Raw genomic sequence first — 16,101 nt, 5'->3', positions numbered from 1 at the left:
CTTGTATTGTCAGCGCCACACTGTTTAGACGAGTGCTGATTCATCGCGATCACAGCAAGATGCAACCACAGCGAACGAGGATCTCGGCAGTTGCATCAAGTGGCCCAGGCGCCCTAGTATGATCTATCGCATCACCCTCTGGTACCCAAAGAATCATTCCCTCCCGCGCTCGTGTTAGCAAGACGCGATAGGAGTTCTCGGAGAACTGCTGTGCTACCGGCGTTCGCTGTTTTTGCCAGGCGTTTCCAGACAGTCGAGAATGCTGCCAAGTACTCTGGCTCGTGTCCCAGAGCAGATCGCCGCCCCAACACAAGCAGGTGAAGTCCAACTCCAATCCCTGGCATGTGTATTCATTTGCCGGCACTTCGAGCGCGTATGAGGAACGAATATCGCCAGGGTCATTCAGATACCAGTGAGCGATTTCTGCGCCAGAGGTAGCGTGTAGAAAAGTCCCTATTCCATCGGCTCTGAGTCTTCGAGCGCCGGAGCTAGCGAGCAGTCCGTACCGCCGATGGCCTTTCGCGTGCCCTTTCAGCCATTGTTTAGCTTTCGGAAGTGAGCGGGTTACGTAAAGGGGATATGCCCCCAGTTCCATTGCTGTCGCGAGTGCCGCATCTATGTCACCTGCTAGAACGTGATTGACCCACTGACTGAGCTTAGGTGAGCGGTAACTGCGCATTGGCACTGATAGCTGGAGTTCGTTCTCCTCGTAAGTGCTGATGGCTGTGGGTAGTTCCCCCAACGTAAAAGAGCCTGCTGAAACGCCGCCATGCAGTACATGAGGCGGCGCAAAGACCGTCCATTGGCCTTGGCGCTCGATCGAAAGTTTTCGTAGTGCGTCACCCCAGCCTAGAACGCCTTTCTCTCCGGAGTTGATCTCTTGGCCGCCGCCCACCAGGCAAATACAAACGCACCAATCTTTGTGGCGTTCCATTAGCTCTACAATCAATTCCGGCTCGGATGCCGTGCGATTGAATTTCTCTAGGCCTTGTTTTTCATCCCAAGCTCGTTGGGCTTCATCGAAGATGATGACGTGCTCATGCGGAGGCGTGTTCGCGTCGTGCAGAATTCCCTGCTGCAGAAAATCATTGATGTGTTGAATGCGTGCTCGTACGCTACGTCGAATGTCATCCAATTTGCTGGATCGATTGCGTTCGTATTCATTGAGCGACAACGCTTCACGTAGAACGACGACCAACGGGGTATTGCCGGACAAGTAGACGATGTCGCCTTCGTGTTCGACCCCAGTGGATATGGCGCCATGAACGACATGTAGCCCCGCCAGTGTCTTACCCGCGCCAGGCACTCCAGAAAGGAACAACATGTAGCGTTTCTTTTGCTCTTGTGCCTCTCGAATTAACGCGATGAGTCGAGCAGAGGCTACGTGCAGGTTGTCTGCATCTGCATTCGCAATGGCGCTGATGTCGTGGCCCGAGAAGATGCTGGTAGCGGCCTCGATTATGTTCGGCACAGGTCGATATGCGGAATAGTCCCATGCCTCAGCAACTATGTGGGGGACGCTGCTCGTTGCGTTGAGCGCGGCAATTCGGGCGCTTAAACCTTGGGCGCCGACATAGATCACCGGCGCGACCTGAGCACTTTGTGAAGCATATTCTGGGTAGTCACTTGGCAAGTGAATTGCGGCGGTGCTCCAAAGAATAGGAACTATACGATAGAGCCTGCTGGCCTCATGAAAATCTTGAAGATCTAGCGCATATTGTTCGACTTGCCGCCTATCTTGAGCAGGAAAGTCCGTGCTACCAACTTTGCATTCGATGACAATCACTAGTGACTCAGTAAGCACCACCACATCGATCCGCTTACGCAAGCGGTACAAGGGATACTCAAGTACGATGGTCCAGTTTGCAGCGGCAGAGCGCGCCAAAATGAGTGACCGAAATTCGTTTTGGAGGATAGGGATGGCCGTGGCCCAAGCTTGAGTCTGTTTGGAGTATTGTGAAGAGAAGCCATCTGCAGCATACGCAACTTGCAGCGACCCTATTATTCGGTCCGGCTCAGCATTGAGAAATTCTGCAATGGTCGCTCGATAGTATGCCGGCATTATTTAGCGACTTTCAAAATCTCTCCTGTTGAGCTTGCTTGATGGTGCTATTAAATCATTGGCATTTTCCTAAATCAACTAAATGTTTATATCGGCGGAGCATAAAAAAAGCCAACCGCAGCGGTTGGCTTTTCGAGTAAAGCGACGAAATAATTAAACGTCAATATTCCCCGCCCGCAGCGCATTGTTCTCAATGAACGCCCGGCGCGGTTCAACATCATCACCCATCAGCGTGGTGAAGATCTGGTCCGCTGCAATCGCGTCTTCGATCTGCACCTTCAGCAAGCGGCGCACGGTTGGGTCCATGGTGGTTTCCCACAGCTGGTCCGGGTTCATCTCGCCCAGCCCTTTGTAGCGCTGTTTGGAGACCACACGTTCCGCCTCGTCACGCAGCCACTGCATCGCCTGGTGGAAGTCGACCACGGCCGATTCCTTGGTGCGCTCGCCTTCGCCGCGGCGCACGTAGGCGCCTTCGCCGATCAGGCCGGTGAAGGTGGCGGCGGCTTCGGCCAGCACGCGGTAGTCGGCGCTTTCCACGAAGTCGGCGTCGATGGTGCTGACTTTGATGTTACCGTGGTGCATACGCTCGATGCGCAGCTGGTGTTGTTCGTTCAGCTCGTCCGAACGCACCGTGACTTTCACCGCGATGTCGTTGATGTTGGCCTGCAGCGCGCGGGCCGACGCTTCCGACGCTTCCTGCGTGCTCATGTCCAGCGTGACGCCGGTCATGATGGCGGTCAGCGCGGCGCGGTCGATCACGCGCGTCAGGCGCGTCATGATGACGTTGGACAGGTTGAACTTGCGCACCAGCTCGCCCAGCGCTTCGCCTTGGATCGGCTCGGCGCCTTCGCTTGGGGTCAGCACGGCGCTGCTCAGCGCCACGTTCATCATGTAGCCGGCTTCTTCCGCATCGTCCTTCAGGTAACGCTCGTCGCGGCCGGCCTTTACTTTGTACAGCGGCGGCTGGGCGATGTAGATGTGGCCGCGTTCGACCAGCTCAGGCATCTGGCGATAGAACAGGGTCAGCAGCAGGGTGCGGATGTGGGCGCCGTCGACGTCCGCATCGGTCATGATGATGATGCGGTGGTAGCGCAGCTTTTCGACGTTGAATTCGTCCGGGCCGATCGAGGTGCCCAGCGTGGCGATCAGGGTGGTGATCTGTTCCGACGACAGCATCTTTTCGAAGCGCGCCTTTTCCACGTTCAGCACTTTACCGCGCAACGGCAGAATCGCCTGGAACTTGCGGTCGCGGCCCTGCTTGGCGGAGCCGCCTGCGGAGTCACCCTCGACGATGTACAGTTCGCACAGCGCCGGGTCGCGTTCCTGGCAGTCGGCCAGTTTCGAGGACAGGCCCAGGCCGTCCATTACGCCTTTGCGGCGGGTCAGGTCGCGGGCCTTGCGGGCCGCTTCGCGCGCGCGCGCCGCTTCGACGATCTTGCCGCAGATGATTTTGGCGTCGTTCGGTTTTTCCTGCAGGTAGTCCGACAAGGTCTTGGCGACGATCTCTTCGACCGGGCCGCGCACTTCGGACGACACCAGCTTGTCCTTGGTCTGCGACGAGAATTTCGGCTCGGGCACTTTCACCGACAGCACGCAGGTCAGGCCTTCGCGCATGTCGTCGCCGGAGATTTCTACTTTCGCTTTTTTGGCGAAGTCGTTCTCGTCGATGTATTTGTTGATGACGCGGGTCATCGCCGCGCGCAGGCCGGTCAGGTGGGTGCCGCCGTCGCGCTGCGGGATGTTGTTGGTGAAGCACAGCACCTGTTCGTTGTAGGCGTCGTTCCATTGCATGGAGACGTCCACCGTGATGGTGGTGTTCTGGTCCGACTGGCGTTCGCCGGTGGCCTGGAACACGGTCGGGTGCAGCACGGTCTTGGCTTTGTTGATGTATTCGACGAAGCCGCGGGTGCCGCCTTCGAACGCGAACAGTTCTTCCTTGCCGGTGCGCTGGTCGGTCAGCTTGATGTTGACGCCGTTATTCAGGAACGACAGTTCGCGGATACGCTTGGCCAGGATTTCGTAGTGGAATTCCACGTGCGTGAAGATTTCTTCGTCGGCCCAGAAGTGCACGTCGGTGCCGCGCTTTTCGGTTTCGCCGATGACCTTGATCGGCGAGACCAGCACGCCGTCGCGGGTTTCGATTTCACGGTTCTGCGCGACGCCGCGCACGAATTCCATCTGGTGCACTTTGCCGTCGCGGCGGATGGTCACGCGCAGCAGTTTGGACAGTGCGTTCACGCAGGACACGCCCACGCCGTGGAGGCCGCCCGAGACCTTGTACGAGTTCTGGTCGAACTTGCCGCCGGCGTGCAGTTCGGTCAGCACGATTTCAGCCGCCGAGCGTTTCGGCTCGTGCTTGTCGTCCATCTTCAGGCCGACCGGGATGCCGCGGCCGTTGTCGGTAATCGAGATCGAGTTGTCCGAGTGGATGGTCACGTGGATTTCGGTGCAGTGGCCGGCCAGCGATTCGTCGATGGAGTTGTCCAGCACTTCGAACACCAGGTGGTGCAGGCCGGTGCCGTCCGAGGTGTCGCCGATGTACATGCCGGGACGCTTGCGGACGGCTTCCAGGCCTTCCAGGATCTGGATCGAGGAGGCGCCGTATTCTTCGTTCTTTACCACTGGAGCTGGAGCTGGGACGGGGACTGCATTCTCTTCGGACATGTGCTGCTTTCTGAATATAACGTATTACGGGACGTCATTCCCGCGCAGGCGGGAATCCATGCTGACTATGGGGCCCCGCTTGCGCGAGGACGACAAGTACTTAAATGCGCATCGGCATGACGACGTATTTGAAGTCGGTGTTTTCCGGGATCGAGATCAGCGCCGACGAATTGGAGTCGCCCAGCGCGACGTTGATCTGGTCGCATTTCAGGTTGTTCAGCACGTCCAGCAGATAGGTGACGTTAAAGCCGATGTCGACGCTGTCGCCGCCGTAGTCGATTTCCAGTTCTTCCACTGCCTCTTCCTGGTCGGCATTGGTGGAGCTGATCTTCATGCTGCCCGGGGTGATGATGCAGCGCACGCCCTTGAATTTATCGCTGGTCATGATGGCCGCGCGCTGCAGCGAACGCAGCAGTTCATCGCGGCCGATGGTGAATTCGTTCTTGTAGCCCTTCGGGATCACGCGCGTGTAGTCAGGGAACTTGCCTTCCACCAGCTTCGAAATCAGTTCGATGTCGGCGAAGGTCAGCTTGACCTGGTTGGCGGCGATGTCCAACTGCACCGGCTCGTCGTTTTCTTCCAGCAGGCGCTGCAGTTCGATGATGGTCTTGCGCGGGATGATCACTTCCTGGCGCGCGAAGGTCTGCTCGGTCTCCACCTGGCAGAACGCCAAGCGGTGGCCGTCGGTGGCCACGGCGATCACGTTGTTGCCGTCCAGGACCAGCAGCAGGCCGTTCAGGTAGTAGCGGATGTCCTGCTGGGCCATCGAGAAGTGCACCATGTTGAACAGGTGCTTCAGGGTTTTTTGCGGCAGGGTTACGGTGGCGCTGTAGCTGTCGGCCTGCTGCACGGTCGGGAATTCTTCGGCCGCCAGGGTTTGCAGCGCGAAGCGCGATTTACCGGATTGCACGGCCAGGCGCTTGTTTTGCAGGGTGATGGTGACATCGCCCGATTCCGGCAGCGCGCGCAGGATGTCCAGCAGCTTGCGCGCGGCCACGGTGGTGCCGGTCACTTCGGCGCCGGAGCCGATTTCAGCGTTGGTGGTGATCTGGACTTCCGTGTCGGTCGACAGGAAGGATACGCTCTCGCCCTCTTTGCGGATGAGGATATTGGCCAGAATCGGCATAGTGTGCCGACGCTCGACAATACCGCTCACGATCTGCAGTGGCCGGAGTAGCGTATCTCGGGTGGTTTTGACCAATTGCATAGATTATCCTCAGTAAAAATTTAACGATGTTGATTTAGTACTTTTGCCTTGTGAGCAGCTGGACAGGTTTGACTAAATGATAAAGCCAAAGCCTGCTTGCGGCTAGCCCTTGAGCGTTTGTTCGAGCACGTGCAATTCGTGGTTGCATTCCGGATTTTTGGTTCTGTCCAGGGCAATTTTGCGCACGGCGTGCAGCACGGTGGTGTGGTCGCGGCCGCCGAACAGTTCGCCGATTTCCGGCAGGCTCTTCTGCGTCAATTCCTTGGCCAGGTACATGGCGATCTGGCGCGGGCGGGCGATGTTGGCCGGCCGGCGTTTCGAGTACATGTCCGCGACTTTGATGTTGAAGAAGTCGGCCACCGTTTTCTGGATGTTTTCCACCGAAATCTGGCGGTTCTGCACCGACAGCAAATCCTTCAGCGCTTCTTTCACGATGTCGATCGTGATGTCCTTGCCGTGGAAGCGCGAGTACGCCAGGATCTTGCGCAGCGCGCCTTCCAGCTCGCGCACGTTGGAGCGCAGGTGCTTGGCCACGAAGAAGGCGACGTCGTCGGAGAAGGTCACGCCTTCCTGCTTGGCTTTCTTGAGCAGAATCGCCACGCGCATTTCCAGCTCCGGCGGCTCGATCGCCACCGTCAGGCCGGAGTCGAAGCGCGAGATCAGGCGGTCGTCCATGCCGGTGATTTCTTTCGGATAGGTATCCGAGGTGATGATGATCTGCTTCTTGGCCGCGATCAGCGCTTCGAACGCGTAGAAGAATTCTTCCTGCGTGCGGCTTTTGCCGCCGAAGAATTGAATATCATCGATCAGCAGCATGTCCAGCGAGTGGTAGTAATGCTTGAAGTCGTCGAAGCCCTTGCGCTGGTAGGCGGTCACCACGTCGCGCACGTACTGCTCGGCGTGGATGTAGCGGATCTTGGCGCCCGGCTGGTCGGCCATCACCTGGTTGCCGATGGCGTGGATCAAGTGGGTCTTACCCAGGCCCACGCCGCCGTAGAAGAACAGCGGGTTGTACGACACGCCCGGATTGTTCGCCACCTGGATGGCGGCGGCGCGCGCCAGCTGGTTGGCCTTACCGGTGACGAAGCTGTCGAAGGTCAGGTCGGTGTTGATGCGGCTTTGCTCGCGGCGCGGCGGGGCCGAGGCCGGCATTTCCGGCACCGACGGCACCGGGTCGGCCATGGCCATGCGCGCGTTGTTGCTCGGCGCGCCGCCGTTGTGGTCCGGCACCGGGGCGGTGGTGGTGGCCTTGCGCGGCGCCGACAGGCGCGGGTCGAGCACGAACTGCACTTCGGTCGGCTGTTCCCAGTACTGGCAGGCCAGCGCCGTGATGCGGCTGGCGAACTGGGTCTTCACCCAGTCCAGCTTGAAACGGTTAGGCGCGGCCACGCGCAGCTTGCCCGCCTCGTAATCGAGGGGGATCAGCGGCTTGATCCAAGCACTAAATTGTTGCGGCGTCAGCTCTAGCTCCAGCTGGGCGGAGCAGGTCTGCCAAAAATTTTCCATGAATCGCTATCTTGTTCTTTACTGCTGTATAAGGGTGTGGGCAACTTTGAAGTTTTTCACACGTAACGCGCTATTCTACTCTCGCTCGCCTTAGTTATCCACAGGCACGGCAGGATTTTTTCGTGCCCAAGGCGGGGGCGGGAAGGTAAATGGCGGCAGTCTGGTGTTGACAAGCGGGACCGAAATGCTGATAATTCAGGGTTCCCCGCCCGTATTCCTTGTTTCTTCACATGGATAGCGATATGGAGTAGCGAGGATTTAGCGGGCGATGAGATGGACCCAGCTTGTGCCGGATAGCGTTGGCATAGGTGCGCGAAGTGTCATTGGCACCAAAAACTGACGGGCCGTCTGACCCGATTTTGCATTTTTTTCTGCTTTTAGCGAGACCAACATGAAACGTACTTACCAACCTTCCGTTGTACGCCGTAAGCGTACCCACGGCTTCCGCGCACGCATGGCTACCCGTGGTGGCCGCCAAGTGCTGAACGCACGCCGCGCCAAAGGCCGCAAGCGTCTGGCTGTATAAGCCATTAGCTTGTTAGCTGATCGCGTGGACAGCTGCATCAACAGCGGCTCGACAGGCGAAGGTTCACACGACTTCGCGCGCGCTCGGCGTATCGTTAAAACGGATGAATTTTCATCCGTTTTTCGTTTGCGCCCCAGCCAAAAAAGCGCGCATTTCGTGCTGTACACCCGTCTGAACCAACTGCCGCATGCGCGGCTGGGCGTCGTGGTGGCCAAGCGCTTTGCGCCGCGCGCCGTCACCCGCAATACGATCAAGCGTGTCACGCGCGAGCTGTTCCGCACCACCGGCCTGCCCGCCATCGATTGCGTGGTGCGCCTGGCCAAGCCGGTCAACAGCAAGGACGGACCTGCCACCACTGCAAAGCTGAAAGCGGCCTTGCGGGTGGAATTGACACGTCTGTTCGCCGCGCAGGCGAAAGTGGGCCGGCCGGCCTTGCCTTCAACGTCGCCGCCTCCAGATACGTCGCCATGAAAACCGTGCTCCGCTTCCTGCTGCGCTTCTATCAACTGGCCATCAGCCCGATGATGACGCCGAGCTGCCGCTTTCACCCGAGCTGCTCGAACTATGCGCTGGAAGCGTTGCAAGTCCATGGCGCGGCCAAGGGCAGCCTGCTGGCCGTCAAGCGCGTCTGTCGTTGCCATCCGTGGCATCCGGGCGGCGTTGATCCGGTTCCCCCGAATTCCTCTACAACCGCTTGCGGTTGCAACCACTCCTGATTGAAATAATGGATATCAATAAACGTACCATCCTGTGGATCGTGTTTGCGGTGTCGCTGTTTGTTCTGTGGAACAACTGGCAGATCTCCAACGGCCATCCATCGATGTTTGCGCCGCCTCCGCCGGCGCAGACGGCCAAGGCGCCTGAGGCGAAGAAATCCGACGTGCCGGCCGCCGCCGCAGCTGGTGCGGCCGCCGCCGTGCCAGGAGCTGGCGCAACCGCCGCTGCCGATGCCGCGCCGTTCAAGGCCGAGCGCATCACCATCACCACCGACGTGGTCCGTGCCGACATCGATACCCAGGGTGGCGTGATCCGCCGTCTGGAACTGCTCAAGTACAAAGAAAACGGCCATCCGGGCTGGTTCGGCGGCTGCTTCGGCCTGTTCGAATGGTGCAAGCCGGGCGACAACAGCAAGAACATCGTGCTGTTCGACGTCGACGCCTCGACCGGCAAGACCTATCTGGCCCGTACCGGCCTGATCGGCGCGCCTGGCCTGCCTAACCACACCACCGGCTTCGTGGCCAAGCCTGGCCCGCGCATGCTGAACGACGCCAACCAGGTGCAACTGGTGCTGGAATCGGAAGCGGGCGGCGTCAAGCTGACCAAGACCTTCACCTTCAAGCGCGGCGACTACGTGGTGGACGTGCGTCACGACGTCACCAACACCGGCACCGCGCCGGTGGCGCCGCAGCTGTACCTGCAACTGGCGCACGACGGCAACAAGCCGGCCGGCGACTCCTTCTTCAACAGCAGCTACACCGGTCCTACCCTGTACACGGAAGAAAAGCGCTACGAGAAGCTGCAGTTCGAGAAGCTGGAAAAAGCCGCGCAGGAATCGGCCAAGACCGGCAAGCCTGTGGTGCAGGAGCACGCCACCAAGGCCGACAACGGCTGGATCGCGATCTCGCAGCACTTCTTCGTCTCGGCCTTCATTCCTCAGCCTAAGCTGACGCATGACATCACCACCGAAAAGATCGACACCAACGTCTACGGCATCAGCATCAAGCAGCCGCTGGGCACGCTGGCGCCGGGCGCGACGGTGAGCAACGACGCCAAGCTGTTCTCGGGTCCGCAGGAATCGAAGCTGCTGGAGCCGGTATCGCCGGGCCTGGAACTGGTCAAGGATTACGGCTGGCTGGCGATGATCGCCAAGCCGATGTTCTGGGTGATCGAGCAGATCCACTCGGTGCTGGGCAACTGGGGCTGGACGATTATCGCGTTCACCATCCTGATCAAGCTGCTGTTCTTCCCGCTGTCGGCCGCTGGTTACCGCAGCATGGCCAAGGTCAAGCTGGTCACGCCGAAGATGCAAGCCATCCGCGAGCGTTACAAAGGCGACCCGGCCAAGATGAACCAGGCCACCATGGAGCTGTACAAGTCGGAGAAGATCAACCCGCTGGGCGGCTGCCTGCCGATCCTGGTGCAGATGCCGGTCTTCATCTCGCTGTACTACGTGCTGCAGGCGGCGGTGGAAATCCGCGGCGCGCCGTGGATGGGCTGGATCACCGACCTGGCGCAGCATGATCCGTATGCGATCCTGCCGGTGCTGTACGCGATCTCGATGTTCATCACCACCAAGCTCAATCCTGCGCCGGCCGATCCGATGCAGGCCAAGATGATGCTGTTCATGCCGCTGGCGTTCTCGGTCATGTTCTTCTTCTTCCCGTCCGGCCTGGTGCTGTACTGGGTGGTGAACAACGTGCTGTCGATTGGTCAACAGTATGTGATCTCCAAGAAGTTCGGCGCGGTTGAGCCTGTAAAAGCTTAATAGCCCCAAGCTGTTGCTTAAAAGCCCGTGTTAATCGCGGGCTTTTTTTATACCTTACAATTCGTCTATGAATATTGACTCCTCCCCCATCGCCGCCATCGCCACCGCACCGGGACGCGGCGGCATCGGCGTCGTGCGCGCCTCCGGCAAAAACCTCAAACCGCTGATCGCCGCGCTGTTCGGCGACACCGCCTTGAAGCCGCGCCACGCCACCTACATCCCCTTCACGCAAGCCGACGGCGGCGTGATCGACCAGGGCATCGCCATCTGGTTCAAGGGTCCGAACTCGTACACCGGGGAAGACGTGCTGGAACTGCAAGGTCACGGCGGCCCGATCGTGTTGCAAATGCTGCTGGCGCGGGTGCTGGAAGCGGGCGCGGAGCAGGGCGTGCGGCTGGCCGAGCCGGGCGAATTCACGCGCCGTGCCTACCTCAACGACAAGCTCGATCTGGCGCAGGCCGAAGCGGTGGCCGACCTGATCGACGCCTCGACCGAAGCGGCGGCCAAATCGGCGTCGCAATCGCTGTCGGGCGCGTTCTCGAAAACGGTCAACACGCTGGTGGGCAGCGTCACCAACTTGCGCATGCTGGTGGAAGCGACGCTGGATTTCCCGGAGGAAGAGATCGACTTCCTGGAAAAATCCGACGCGCGCGGGCAATTGAAGGGCATCCTCAGCGCATTAGAGCAAGTCTTCAAACAGGCGGCGCAGGGCGCCTTGCTGCGTGAAGGCTTGAACGTGGTGCTGGTGGGGCAGCCGAACGTGGGCAAATCGTCGCTGTTGAACGCGCTGGCGGGCAACGACGTCGCCATCGTCACGCCGATCGCCGGCACCACGCGCGACAAGGTCACGGAAACCATCCAGATCGAAGGCATCCCGCTCAACATCATCGACACGGCGGGCATCCGCGCGGCGGAAGAAGCGGTGGACGTGGTGGAGCGCATCGGCATCGAGCGCACCTGGGCGGAGGTCGGCAAGGCCGACGTCATCCTGCACCTGCTGGACGCCGACCACGGGCCGTCGCGGTCGGATGAAAACATCACCGCCGCCTTCCCGGAAAGCGTGCCGGTGCTGCGCATCTGGAACAAGATTGACTTATCGGGCCACAAGCCGGCGGTGGACCAGATGGACGACGCCACTCACATCTACCTGTCGGCGCACGAGCACATCGGGATTGATTTGCTGCGCAAGGAACTGCTGCGCATCGCCGGCTGGCAGCAAACCGGCGAATCGCTCTACCTGGCGCGCGAACGCCACCTGATCGCGCTGAAGAATGCCGGCGCACACCTGCAACGCGCGGGCGAACACGCGGCGCAAAGCGACCAATCGCTGGACTTGTTCGCGGAAGAACTGCGGCTGGCGCAAGTCCAACTCTCCAGCATCACCGGCGCCTTCTCCTCCGACGACCTGCTAGGCGTCATCTTCAGCCGCTTCTGCATCGGAAAATAATCCGGGGTCAGTTCTGCCAATCGCACACGGGCTCATGTACCAATGGCAGAACTGACCCCGGATTTTTAGTACGGCGAGCCGGTGACGTCGAGTTTGAGTTGCCAGACGGCGCCGGCGCCGGTGATGTAGAGTGTTTTGCCGTCGGCGCCACCGAAGGCGGCGTTGGTGACGTTGGCGTCCACTTTGATCGTGGCGATTTTTTCGCCAGCGGGCGTGAAGACGCTCAGGCGCTTGTCCGCATGTTCCGTCACGTAGATGTTGCCGTGGCAGTCAACCGCCATGCCGTCCGGGATGCCCAGCTTGTCCACCAGCGTCTTGCCCTGCTGCGGCACGCCGTTCACGATGGCGTACGAACGCAGCACGCCGTGCTCGCCCACCATGCCGTTCACGTACAGCACATCACCCTTCGGCGACAGCGATACGCCGTTCGGATTCTTCAACGTGTCGTCCACCACCGTGACATTGCCGTCGGTCGCCACGCGGTACACGCGCGTCTTGTCCTGGCCGCCCGGCGCGGCGTCGCGCTGGAAGGCCGGGTCGCTGAAGTACAGCGTGCCGTCGGCCGCCAGCGCCATGTCGTTCGGCGAGTTGAAGACGTTGCCTTCGTATTGCTTGACCACGTCGCTGCGCTTGCCGTCCAGCGTGTAGCGCGAGACCGATTTGTATTTGTGCGTGGCGGCGATGATGTTGCCCTTGCCGTCCGTCGCCAAACCGTTGCTGCCGCTGTCTTCAATCACGGTGCTGACCTTGCCGTCCGCGTCCAGCTTGCGGATGCGCGACGGGAAGCCCGGGGCGAACGTGAAGTCCGAGAAGTACAGCGCGTCCTTGATCCATACCGGTCCCTCGTACAAGCCCGGCTCGCTGCGCGTGCTGTTGGCGGCGGCGATGCGGGTGGCCGTCAGTTCGCCGGACGGCGCCTTGCCGCTGCACGCGCCAGGCGCGGACTGGGCGTAGGGCGCGGCCAGCACGGCTGCCAGGCTGAGAACGAGGTGGCGTAGTTTCATTGTGTGGATCCTGTCGGTGAGTGGGAGTGAATAATCAGGCCGCATCGGCCTGCGGACGGTGCACGATGACGCAGTCGCGGCCGGCCTTCTTGGCCGCGTACAAACAGCCGTCGGCGGCGGCCAGCATGGCGGCGACGTCGGCCAGGTGGTCCTTGTCGAAGGAGGCCACGCCGATGCTCATGGTCACGTGCGGGCGCGTGGCCGCCGGCGCGTGCGTGATTTCCAGCGATGCGATCTTGGCGCGGATCGCTTCGGCATGCTGCGCGGCCTGCTCGGCGCTGGTGTCCGGCAGCACGGCCGCGAATTCCTCGCCGCCGTAGCGCGCCGCCAGGTCGGCCGGACGCTGCAGCATGGAGGCGAAGGCTTCCGCCACCAGCGTCAGGCAGGCGTCGCCCTGTTGGTGGCCGAAGTGGTCGTTATAGGCTTTGAACGAGTCGATGTCCATCAGCAGCAGCGACAGCTGCCCTTCATTGCGCATGGCGCGCCGCAGTTCGCGGTCCATGGCGACGTCGAAGTGGCGGCGGTTGGCGATGCCGGTCAAGCCGTCCACGTAAGATTGCGCGCGCAGCGCTTCGGCCTGGCTGCGCAGCTGGCGCTCGCGGCCGACGATGGTGCTGATGTCGCTGACTTCGATCAGGCAGTAGCGCTCCTGGCCTTCGTTGAACGGCGTCACCGCTACCGCCTGTTCCACCCGCTCGCCGCCCCAGCTGCCGGCCGGGTACAGCGGGAACGGCGAGGGATTGAGCGCCGGCGACAGCGTCTGCGGCAGGTTGCTTTGCAGAGCGCTGTGCACCGCCTGCTCCAGCCGCTGGCCGCGCAGCTCGCCGTACAGGTCGAACAGGTCTTGCCCGATCACCCGGTGCGCGGACTTGCCGGAGCGGCTGGCCATCCATTGGTTCCAGAGTACGATGTGCAGGCCGGCGTCGACCACGATCATTCCCAGGTTGGCCAGCCCCAGCACACGGGCGGAAAAGTGATGTTCTTGCATGCGATATCCAGGCACGTCAGTTGTGGTGTCTGGATTATAAGCGCTCGGACCTGACAGGGCTTGCCTATCGCCGGCGGGGTTTTCATTGAAAAATATTTCACCGTCTTTTGCCGCAGCGACCGTCGCATTTATCCTGCTATTATTGATTGTCGCAAATGGCTGTGCGGTTTCATGCAACCGTTGATAATTCTCATGCTTGCGATAATTCCGCTGAAGTAATCTTGCAACTGACCTGAGCTTGGCCTGGAAAGGAGGGGATCGTGGAACCGATACAAGAGAGCATAGCGGATGACGGCCCGCCCAGGCCGCCGTCCGCCGCCGCACCGATGACGCCGGCACGCACGCGCCAGATGCTGCCGCCCAAGGGCGCCTGCTGGTATTGCGAGAAACCGCTCGATAACGTGCGCCGCTTCTGCGACAAGGAGTGCGCCGACGCCTTCGACGAGGAAAAGGAATATACGCGCTAGGGCGGCTTGCTTCGATCGTTAATTGATCGCCGTCCGCAAGCTCGCCAGCGCCGCTTCAAAATCGAACTGGTGCGCCGCTTCCGTCACTTCTTGAAATACCGCCACGCCCAGGCTTGCCGCCAGCACTGTGGCCGATTGCTCCAGCACATCGATCGCCGATCCATCCCCTTCGTCCAGCAGGCGTGCCAGATGCTGCAACAGCATGCTGGTTTCGGGCTGGTGTGCGCTGCCGGCCGCCGGCGCCGCCAGCAGTGCCTGACCCTCGCCATCGAGCACGCCGTCGATTTCCACCACCAGGCTGCGCAGCGCCTGTTCCAGCTGCGCCAGCAGCGCCGACCAGCCGGCCGCCGGCCCGGCGCACAGCGGCTCCAGTTTCGAGGCTAGCAAATACACTTGTTGCGCGCCGATCATGCCGGCCGCGCCCTTGAGGGTGTGGATGATGCGCTGCCCGTGGCCGGGTTCGCCACCGGTCAAGGCCTTGCGCGCTTCGCAGCCGCTGTCCGGATAGCGCTGGCGGAAGCGGCGCAGGATTTGCAGATAGAGGTCGCGGTCTCCCATCAGCTGCTGCAAGCCGGTCTCTACTTGCAGTATGTGGCCCTCGGTGGATGGGGGCGTGCTGGTTGAGGTCATCGGGCGGATGGGCTGTTGGTGTTACCGCTAAGATAGCAGAGCCCTTCCCTTTCGCAGTTAAAATCCTGCAACATTCAGCGCTTTTATTTAGTGGTGAACGACCATGTGCGCGAGACGGCCGCGCCGCCGACCGTGCCGGTGAAGCTGACGTCGTGCACGGTCGCCGCCTTGAGCGGCGCCAGCGGCACGATGGCGGCCGCGCTGGCGGTCGTGCTGGTGCCGGCGCCCAAACTCAGCAGCCGGGTGGGCAGCGCGGCGCCGCCGCGCGGCGTGATGGTGAAGCTTTGCACCACCACCGTGCTGCCCTGGTCCGCATGCACGCTGACCGGATAGCCAACCTCGTTGCGGTCGGGCACCGGATCGGGCGATTCGCTGTCGCTGAAGAAATTGGCCGGCACGCCGGTCTGGTTGTTGATCGGGTAGATGGCGATCTTGCCCGCGCCCAGCCCGGTCAGGCCATTGATGGCGGCGAAGTCGGCCGTGAAGTAGGTGTAGCCGCCGGCAACCGTGGCGGCCCCCGTGCCGAGCTCCTTGAAGGTCGGCTCGAAGATGACGAAGCGGTGGTAAATCGCGGTGATCAGCTCCTCGGCCTGGAAGAAGCCGGAGCCGCTGGTGGTGGCGGAAATGACTTCGCCGGCCACAAAGTCGCCGCTCAGCACATAGCCTGCCGCCTTCAGCCGGTCCTGCAGCACGGCGCCGGTGAAGCCGCTCAGCCCGGGCGTCTGCTCATGGGTGATGGTGCGGTTCAGGCGCTGGTAGTCCGAATGCCCCTGCGCGGCAATGTCGATGCGGCTGTTGCGCGTGAGCGTGGACAGGCCGACCTGCGCGCGCCGGTAGTTGAACCAGTTGAAGCCGTCGGTCGCGGTGTTGCCGGTGAGCGTGGGCGCGCCCGGTTCCTGCATCGCCGGCGGCAGGTTGGTGGTGGGGCCGGTCACGGCCGAGCTGTCGCCGCCGCCACCGCCGCAAGCGGCCAACAAGGCTGAGCTCAGTAGCGCAGCCAGAGATAATCGCCATTTTTCCATGATGTACTCCTGTACCATGAGTCCGATTCTAGGCCGTATTTCGGATTCGCCGCTTTCGTTACACATGTTAAGCTTGGCGTTTCTTTAGGATTG

General features: G+C 61.0%; 14 protein-coding genes. 6 read left to right on the top strand and 8 right to left on the bottom strand.

Going from position 1 to position 16,101, the window contains the following annotated elements:
* Window positions 1-49: 49 nt before the first annotated feature.
* The 4 genes from ACXZ1M_RS11965 to dnaA form a co-directional block, all read right to left on the bottom strand.
* Window positions 50-2,062, bottom strand: coding sequence for a DUF2075 domain-containing protein (locus ACXZ1M_RS11965; protein ID WP_459053370.1), 2,013 nt, complete (start codon window positions 2,060-2,062; stop codon window positions 50-52).
* Between the two features lie 153 nt (window positions 2,063-2,215).
* A complete protein-coding gene (gyrB, locus tag ACXZ1M_RS11960; RefSeq protein WP_459053369.1) occupies window positions 2,216-4,726 on the bottom strand; it encodes a DNA topoisomerase (ATP-hydrolyzing) subunit B in 2,511 nt (836 codons plus the stop codon).
* Between the two features lie 100 nt (window positions 4,727-4,826).
* Window positions 4,827-5,933: a DNA polymerase III subunit beta gene (dnaN, locus tag ACXZ1M_RS11955; RefSeq protein WP_459053368.1), complete on the bottom strand. Its 1,107-nt coding sequence runs from the start codon at window positions 5,931-5,933 to the stop codon at window positions 4,827-4,829.
* A gap of 102 nt (window positions 5,934-6,035) precedes the next feature.
* The gene (gene dnaA, locus ACXZ1M_RS11950) at window positions 6,036-7,439 is read right to left on the bottom strand and encodes a chromosomal replication initiator protein DnaA (RefSeq protein WP_459053367.1); all 1,404 of its coding nucleotides are present in this window, start codon (window positions 7,437-7,439) and stop codon (window positions 6,036-6,038) included.
* A gap of 391 nt (window positions 7,440-7,830) precedes the next feature.
* On the opposite strand from dnaA, the gene rpmH reads away from it, so the two are divergent.
* The 5 genes from rpmH to mnmE all read left to right on the top strand — a co-directional run bounded on the left by rpmH (window position 7,831) and on the right by mnmE (window position 11,897).
* Window positions 7,831-7,965 carry a 50S ribosomal protein L34 gene (gene rpmH, locus ACXZ1M_RS11945; protein WP_040378179.1) on the top strand — a complete coding sequence of 45 codons (135 nt, stop codon included), beginning with the start codon at window positions 7,831-7,833 and terminating at the stop codon, window positions 7,963-7,965.
* A 36-nt stretch (window positions 7,966-8,001) separates the two neighbouring features.
* A complete protein-coding gene (gene rnpA / locus ACXZ1M_RS11940; protein ID WP_459054002.1) occupies window positions 8,002-8,436 on the top strand; it encodes a ribonuclease P protein component in 435 nt (144 codons plus the stop codon).
* A complete protein-coding gene (gene yidD / locus ACXZ1M_RS11935) occupies window positions 8,433-8,681 on the top strand; it encodes a membrane protein insertion efficiency factor YidD (RefSeq protein ID WP_459053366.1) in 249 nt (82 codons plus the stop codon). The genes rnpA and yidD overlap by 4 nt, the downstream gene beginning before the upstream one ends.
* Window positions 8,682-8,689: 8 nt before the next feature.
* On the top strand, window positions 8,690-10,450 hold the full coding sequence (yidC, locus tag ACXZ1M_RS11930; RefSeq protein ID WP_459053365.1) for a membrane protein insertase YidC: 1,761 nt from the start codon (window positions 8,690-8,692) through the stop codon (window positions 10,448-10,450).
* A gap of 67 nt (window positions 10,451-10,517) precedes the next feature.
* Complete coding sequence (mnmE, locus tag ACXZ1M_RS11925; protein WP_459053364.1) at window positions 10,518-11,897, top strand: tRNA uridine-5-carboxymethylaminomethyl(34) synthesis GTPase MnmE; 1,380 nt, start codon at window positions 10,518-10,520, stop codon at window positions 11,895-11,897.
* A 65-nt stretch (window positions 11,898-11,962) separates the two neighbouring features.
* Here mnmE and ACXZ1M_RS11920 read toward each other — a convergent pair whose 3' ends face one another.
* Together ACXZ1M_RS11920 and ACXZ1M_RS11915 are read right to left on the bottom strand one after the other, a co-directional pair.
* The gene (locus ACXZ1M_RS11920; RefSeq protein ID WP_459053363.1) at window positions 11,963-12,901 is read right to left on the bottom strand and encodes an SMP-30/gluconolactonase/LRE family protein; all 939 of its coding nucleotides are present in this window, start codon (window positions 12,899-12,901) and stop codon (window positions 11,963-11,965) included.
* A gap of 34 nt (window positions 12,902-12,935) precedes the next feature.
* On the bottom strand, window positions 12,936-13,889 hold the full coding sequence (locus ACXZ1M_RS11915; protein WP_459053362.1) for a diguanylate cyclase domain-containing protein: 954 nt from the start codon (window positions 13,887-13,889) through the stop codon (window positions 12,936-12,938).
* 260 nt (window positions 13,890-14,149) lie between these two features.
* Between ACXZ1M_RS11915 and ACXZ1M_RS11910 the strand changes: the two genes are divergently transcribed.
* Window positions 14,150-14,356: a hypothetical protein gene (locus ACXZ1M_RS11910; protein WP_459053361.1), complete on the top strand. Its 207-nt coding sequence runs from the start codon at window positions 14,150-14,152 to the stop codon at window positions 14,354-14,356.
* A gap of 18 nt (window positions 14,357-14,374) precedes the next feature.
* On the opposite strand, the gene ACXZ1M_RS11905 is transcribed toward ACXZ1M_RS11910, so the two are convergent.
* Complete coding sequence (locus ACXZ1M_RS11905) at window positions 14,375-14,986, bottom strand: Hpt domain-containing protein (RefSeq protein WP_459053360.1); 612 nt, start codon at window positions 14,984-14,986, stop codon at window positions 14,375-14,377.
* A gap of 83 nt (window positions 14,987-15,069) precedes the next feature.
* On the bottom strand, window positions 15,070-16,008 hold the full coding sequence (locus tag ACXZ1M_RS11900; protein WP_459053359.1) for a CAP domain-containing protein: 939 nt from the start codon (window positions 16,006-16,008) through the stop codon (window positions 15,070-15,072).
* Between the last annotated feature and the right edge of the window lie 93 nt (window positions 16,009-16,101).

This window comes from Duganella paludis, from assembly GCF_054461335.1.
This window is presented reverse-complemented; position numbering and strand designations above follow the sequence as displayed.

Bases quoted from the DNA above. Each gene is read 5' to 3' on its own strand.
- ACXZ1M_RS11965 (WP_459053370.1), bottom strand. From the start codon at position 2,062: ATGCCGGCATACTATCGAGCGACCATTGCAGAATTTCTCAATGCTGAG.
- gyrB (WP_459053369.1), bottom strand. From the start codon at position 4,726: ATGTCCGAAGAGAATGCAGTCCCCGTCCCAGCTCCAGCTCCAGTGGTA.
- dnaN (WP_459053368.1), bottom strand. From the start codon at position 5,933: ATGCAATTGGTCAAAACCACCCGAGATACGCTACTCCGGCCACTGCAG.
- dnaA (WP_459053367.1), bottom strand. From the start codon at position 7,439: ATGGAAAATTTTTGGCAGACCTGCTCCGCCCAGCTGGAGCTAGAGCTG.
- rpmH (WP_040378179.1), top strand. From the start codon at position 7,831: ATGAAACGTACTTACCAACCTTCCGTTGTACGCCGTAAGCGTACCCAC.
- yidD (WP_459053366.1), top strand. From the start codon at position 8,433: ATGAAAACCGTGCTCCGCTTCCTGCTGCGCTTCTATCAACTGGCCATC.
- yidC (WP_459053365.1), top strand. From the start codon at position 8,690: ATGGATATCAATAAACGTACCATCCTGTGGATCGTGTTTGCGGTGTCG.
- mnmE (WP_459053364.1), top strand. From the start codon at position 10,518: ATGAATATTGACTCCTCCCCCATCGCCGCCATCGCCACCGCACCGGGA.
- ACXZ1M_RS11920 (WP_459053363.1), bottom strand. From the start codon at position 12,901: ATGAAACTACGCCACCTCGTTCTCAGCCTGGCAGCCGTGCTGGCCGCG.
- ACXZ1M_RS11915 (WP_459053362.1), bottom strand. From the start codon at position 13,889: ATGCAAGAACATCACTTTTCCGCCCGTGTGCTGGGGCTGGCCAACCTG.
- ACXZ1M_RS11905 (WP_459053360.1), bottom strand. From the start codon at position 14,986: ATGACCTCAACCAGCACGCCCCCATCCACCGAGGGCCACATACTGCAA.
- ACXZ1M_RS11900 (WP_459053359.1), bottom strand. From the start codon at position 16,008: ATGGAAAAATGGCGATTATCTCTGGCTGCGCTACTGAGCTCAGCCTTG.